The sequence below is a fragment of the Phytoactinopolyspora endophytica genome (genome assembly GCF_004138495.1).
GTDB lineage: Bacteria > Actinomycetota > Actinomycetes > Jiangellales > Jiangellaceae > Phytoactinopolyspora > Phytoactinopolyspora endophytica.
The window spans coordinates 160,510-166,044 of the sequence record NZ_ML142860.1; the positions used below are offsets into that span (position 1 = coordinate 160,510).

The window sequence follows — 5,535 nt, forward strand, 5'->3', positions numbered from 1 at the left end:
GTCTTTCTGATCGTCCTGTGCGTGGCCATGTTCGTTCGTTATGGACCGCCGGATGACCCGAGCATGAGCGAGGTCGTCTCACCGATCCACGGGTGGCTCTACGTGATCTATCTGGCGGCGACCGGCTGGCTCGTCTACCAGCGCGGCTGGAAGGGAACACGGGCGGTTCTGATCGCTCTTGCCGGCACGGTCCCGTTCGCGTCGTTCGCCGCCGAACGGTATGTGGTCAAGAACGCGCGTGAGGAGCAGCGGGTTCGCTGACGGAGGCTTCTTCCGTACTGTCCGCGTCGACGCCCTCCGTGCCCGCGCCCGCAGACTCGTCGGAGTCGCCATCTGTGCTGGTGGCACGGCTGCGCGACCGGATTCCGGAACGCACCACCGAGGCCCAGAACACCACCGCCGCCGCGCCGAATACCCACCACTGGGCCCAGTAGGACAGGTTCTGCCAAGGACTGACGTCACGTACCGGCGCCACCTCGTCGATGTCGACGATGGCTATGTCATCAGGGGCGGGCTCCTCGGACGTCAGCAGCAGGTATCCGTCCAGCATGGCCGACTCCGATATACCCGTGGCATCGGAGAGTGTGTCAGGCGCGATGTAGGCGATCTCCTCATCGTCAAGTATTTGGCCGCTGCGCACCGTGGCGTGTTCGGACGTTTCTGGAAGGACCAGATGGCCGATGGTGCTGACGGGCTGGTCAGGTAACGTGGCAGGAGCGACGGGTTCATCGACCCACCCGCGCAGTACCGGAACGATCACCCCGTCAGTGGTCTCTAGTGGGACCAGCACGAACCACCCCAGGACACCGTCATGAATACGCCCGGGAACGTTGAGCGCGTGCTCGGTGAGATATCTCCCTTCCATCGTGACTGGCCTGTCGGCGGCGTCTGCGATATTTTCGCCCGGCTGGACGAGTTCGCTTACCGGCACAGCCGGGCGGTCACGGTCATCATGCCGGGACTGGCTGTCCTGGTAGATGCCGAACTGCCACCATCCGGCGACAACGCAGAAAATGATCGCCAATGTGAAGGCAACGTGCGCTGCAAGCCAGCGGGGTGTGAACAAGAAGCGAGGCACATACCAACGGTAATGGCACCGCGCTGTGGGGCATTCCGTCAGGTTGCGCCAAGGAGCCGGGAACGACGAGTAGGCTTCGTTCCGTCACTAGTGGGGGTCGCTTGAGATATCGACGGCGGATATGACATGAGGGAGACGAGAACTCTGATGACTCGACCACACCCGTTGACGGCGATGAGAGAGCGGGAGTGGTCCGAAGCATGGGAGGAACAGCAACGCATAGTCGATGAGCAGCTCAACTCACAGCGAGGCAGTTGGCTGCCGAACGTGGTCGAGGTGCGCCGCTGGGGTGCGATGCGATGGACATCGGGACGCCCCGGACACGCGGCGACCTCCGGGCGGGCTGTTGCCGAGACATACGTGGTGCTCCGTCCGGACATGCCAGCCGACACGACCGACCAAGTCATGGACGTGCTCAAGGAGCCACCCCCCATGGTCCGGCTGATCGGTTTCGGCCTGCAACGGCACCACGTGATCGGTGCGGTATCGGGTGCCCTCGCCCTCGGCGTCGTCGCCGCCGTGGCCGGAATAGCGCTCGGGACGGGTGTCGTCGGCATCGTTCTCGGTCTGCTCCTCGGAGCCGCTGCGGGGGCCATAGTCGGAGGCCTCGCTGCGCGCTACGCCGTGGAACGGCAACGAGCAGGTGTGCTCGGTGACGAAGACCACATGCGGGTGATCGTCGGGCGTTATGCTCCGAAGTCCTGGTCCAGGTTGGTGGAAGCGGCGGCCGCGCTAGAGGCGGCCCTGCCGGCCGGAGCCGGCACGAATCTCGAGGATCCGGATGCCCAGGCCGTGGAGGCCATGCACATTGCGATGTGGGAGGCTGCAGCGGTGCTGGTGGGGTCCTCCGACCACACCGGCGTGGAGGTGCTGGCCGAGCGGATGGAGGGGCTGGAACGGGCGTACCGGGGCGCTGCCTCGTAAAGGGTGCGTAGCCGCAGGCTTCGCCGAGCAGCACGTCCGGGAGCGACTGACCCGTGGGTCCAGGAGTCCTAGCCGTGGCTCCATAGCTGCCGGACCGCGGCGACGGTGTCGGCTTCGGACGCCGGCTTGTCCGACCGGTGACGCAGGACCCGTGCGAACCGCAAGGCTATCCCCGCCGGATACCGCGGTGAGCCTTGGACGCCATCGAAGGCGATCTCCACCAGCAGCTCGGGCCGTACCGGTACCACCCACTGGTCGGACGGACCCTGAGCGATCTCCATCAACCGATCGGTCTGCCACGTCAGCATCTCGTCGGTCAGGCCCTTGAAAGTCTTGCCGAGCATCACGAAGCCACCGGCGGGACCGTACTCGCCGTCCGGGTCCCGTGCGCCCAGGTGGAGGTTGGACAGCCAGCCTTTTCGCCGTCCGTGCCCCCACTCGGCGGCGAGGACGACCAGGTCCAGGGTGTGGCGCGGTTTGACCTTCAGCCAGCTCGCGCCGCGCCGGCCGGCCTCGTATGGCGCGTCGACAGACTTCGCGATGACACCTTCGTGTCCCTGCCGGACCGCGTCGGCGAAGAACGAGGCCGCTGACTCTGGCCCATCGGCCACGATACGGGGGACCCGGTGTCTCTGCGGAAGGATGTCCGCCAACGCAGCCCAGCGTCGCACTGCGGGCTCACCGATCAGGTCGTGGCCGTTGAGGTGCAGGCAGTCGAAGAAGTAGACAGAGAGCGGGACCTGCTCGCGTGCGCGGGTGACGTCGGCGCGCCGGCCGATCCGGGAGGACGTCCGTTGGAACGGCGACGGGCGGCCGGCGGGATCCAGTGCGATGGCCTCGCCGTCCAGTACGACGGAGTCGACCGGTAGCTCGAGAACGGCTTCCACGATCTCGGGGACGCGGGACGTGACATCGTCCAGGGTGCGGGTGAAGACCCGGACCTCCTGGCCGTCACGGTGGACCTGCACCCGGACCCCGTCGAGCTTCCACTCCACCGACGCCTCGCCGAGCTGGCCGACTGCGTCGGCGATACCTGGAGAAGGTGAGGCCAGCATGGGCCGGATCGGCGAGCCGACGGCCAGGCGAAACCGCTCCATTCCGGCGGCGCCCTCGGCCAGCACCGCCGCCGCGACGGGCACGAGAGCACCGGCGACCATGACCGCCCGCCGTATCTCGGCTGCGGGCAGCTCCGCCGCCGCGGCGACGGCCTCCGTGAGCACACCGTCCAGCGCGCCCTGCCGAACCTCTGAAGTCACCAGCCCGGCCAGCAACTGCTGCTCCGCCTGGGTGGCGCGGGCGAGCAGACCGGTGAGCGCCGTGCGTTTCGCCGCGGTGGAGCCCTTGCCGGACATCTCCGCGATCCTGGCGAACTCGGTGTCGACCTCGGCGACGGTCAGGCTGGCACGTTGGGCCGGCTCGGGCATCTCCCGCAGCGCGGCGTAGCCCAGGCCCGTCCGGCGTTGACGGAGCTCTCCGGCGAGGTAGCTGGCCGTCGCCTGGGCCTCGGCAGCATCAGAACGTCGCAGACAGCCTGCCAGCAGCCGGATCTTCTCCAGCCGGCTGCTGGTGTTGCGCACGGCAAGCGACGTCTCAGCCAGATCAGCGAAAAGCATGCACCAAGTCTGCCGCGCCGCACTGACAGATGTCCTGGGCCGGGAAGCTCGCGGCAGTATCCGGCGCAGAACGCCAAGACGGCGCCCCGGGGTGGTAGTCGCCCGGGACGCCGTCGAGGGGAGCGGTGGCCGCTCAGGTCATCTCGGCGTCGCTGCCGAGGGTGAGGTCCACGGTCTGCTCTTCGCCGTCCCGCAGGTAGGTCAGCGTCACCTCGTCTCCTGGCCGGTAGGAACGGGTGGCGGCGATGAGTGAGACGGCGTCGGTGGTCAGCTTGTCGTTGACCGCCGTGATGACGTCGCCTTCGGCAAGACCGGCCTCGTCGGCGCTGCTGTTCGGCTCGACGCTGGCGACGAGGGCTCCCGGCGTGCCGTCCTGTACATCTCCGACTTCGATACCGAGGCGCGCATGGGTGGCCCTGCCGTTCTCCAGAAGCTCCTCGGCGATCGGGCTCGCCTGGTCGATCGGGATGGCGAACCCGAGTCCGATCGAGCCGGTGTCCATGCCGTTGGTGGCGATGGCGCTGTTGATGCCGATCACCTCGCCGGCCATGTTGACCAACGGGCCGCCCGAATTGCCCTGGTTGATCGGTGCGTCGGTCTGGACCGCCTGGTGGTACGTCTGGGAGCTCTGCTGCTCGCCGGCGACGATCGGCCGGTCGAGGGCGGAGACGATGCCGGTGGTCACGGTGCTGTCCAGCCCCAGCGGCGAGCCGATCGCGACCACCTGCTCGCCGACCGCCAGGTCGCCGGAGGACCCGAGAGTGGCAGGCGTGAGGTCGGAGACGTCCTGGGCCTGGATGACCGCGAGATCGGTCTCCGGATCGGTGCCGACCACCTCGGCGTCGGCCGTGGTGCCGTCACTGAACGTCACCTGAAGGTTTCCTTGTCCTCCGGCGGCCTCGACGACGTGGTTGTTGGTCAGGATCTCGCCGTCGGAGGAGATGATCACACCGGTCCCGGTGCCCGACTGGCCGAACGGCCCACCACCGACGTTGATCGTGACCACGCTCGGCGTCACCTGGTCGGCCACGGCTTCCACACTCTCCAGGGAGGCGGCGGGCTGCTCATCGGAGGTGTTCTCAGTGTTCTGCTCGAGGCTGCTCTCCACCGGCTCGTCGCTGGACGAGTCGTCCAGCCATACGGCCACGCCGGCGCCGGTGCCGCCACCGAGTATCGCGCCGATGGCGAGTCCGGCGAGGAGCATCCGTCCTCGCCCCCTTCGCTGCGTGGACGTCGTGTCCGCGGGAGCCGAGAATGCCGTGGTGTCAGGGCCTCCGGGACCGCCGCGACCGTGTCCGCCCACCGCCGCGCCGAATGGCCCGGTGGTGCCAGGCGAAGCCGGACCGGCATGCGAGTGCTCGGACTGCGGCGGCGACGGGGGAAGAGACGTCCCGGGCGCTGTATCCGGCCGAGCCGCACCGGCCTGCCACGGCGACGCATTGCCTTGGTTGGCGGCGGAGCTTGACCAGCCTGACCCCGGGGGAGCAGCGGGCGGGCCGGGCGACGGTGGCGAGGTCGGCAGCTGGCGGGTGGGAGAGGCATCCGGCTGCGGTTGCTCGGACGAACCGTGCCCGCCCGGCTGCGCGGACGAGCTCTCCTCGGAGGGCTGACGCTGCGGGTTCTGGTCGGGCCGCTGTTCTGGCCCACCGTGGCTTGTCTCGTTCATAGTCTTACTCTTCCCGTTGACTCTGAGAACATCCTGAAATTCACGCTAAGGAACCCGAAGAAGACGCCGGATCGTCCGGGGAAGATCCGGGAAGGTGCATGGTGAGCCGGGCACCACCGGACGGCGCGCGTCCGGCAGTGACGCTCCCGTCGTGCCGCTCGGCGATGGTCCGCACAATGGCGAGGCCGAGCCCGGAGCCGGGCCGGGCCCGCGCCTCCGACGAGCGATAGAAGCGTTCGAAGACGTGCGGAAGA

General features: G+C 68.1%; 6 protein-coding genes. 2 read left to right on the plus strand and 4 right to left on the minus strand.

The features are described 5' to 3' along the window. Window positions 1–261: DUF3817 domain-containing protein (locus ELR45_RS21965; RefSeq protein WP_165368002.1), on the plus strand; the 261-nt coding region annotated here is incomplete at its 5' end. Here the strand turns inward: ELR45_RS21965 and ELR45_RS21970 are convergent. After that, window positions 227–1,078 carry an SURF1 family protein gene (locus tag ELR45_RS21970; protein ID WP_165368003.1) on the minus strand — a complete coding sequence of 284 codons (852 nt, stop codon included), beginning with the start codon at window positions 1,076–1,078 and terminating at the stop codon, window positions 227–229. The genes ELR45_RS21965 and ELR45_RS21970 overlap by 35 nt on opposite strands. Window positions 1,079–1,225: 147 nt before the next feature. Between ELR45_RS21970 and ELR45_RS21975 the strand changes: the two genes are divergently transcribed. After that, the gene (locus ELR45_RS21975; RefSeq protein WP_129668245.1) at window positions 1,226–2,002 is read left to right on the plus strand and encodes a hypothetical protein; all 777 of its coding nucleotides are present in this window, start codon (window positions 1,226–1,228) and stop codon (window positions 2,000–2,002) included. A gap of 68 nt (window positions 2,003–2,070) precedes the next feature. Here ELR45_RS21975 and ELR45_RS21980 read toward each other — a convergent pair whose 3' ends face one another. From ELR45_RS21980 to ELR45_RS38690, 3 genes are all read right to left on the minus strand, one after another. Then, complete coding sequence (locus ELR45_RS21980) at window positions 2,071–3,615, minus strand: ATP-dependent DNA ligase (RefSeq protein WP_129668246.1); 1,545 nt, start codon at window positions 3,613–3,615, stop codon at window positions 2,071–2,073. A 133-nt stretch (window positions 3,616–3,748) separates the two neighbouring features. Beyond that, a complete protein-coding gene (locus ELR45_RS21985) occupies window positions 3,749–4,819 on the minus strand; it encodes a S1C family serine protease (RefSeq protein WP_129668305.1) in 1,071 nt (356 codons plus the stop codon). Window positions 4,820–5,321: 502 nt separating this feature from the next. Then, window positions 5,322–5,535: sensor histidine kinase (locus tag ELR45_RS38690; RefSeq protein WP_205857027.1), on the minus strand; the 214-nt coding region annotated here is incomplete at its 5' end.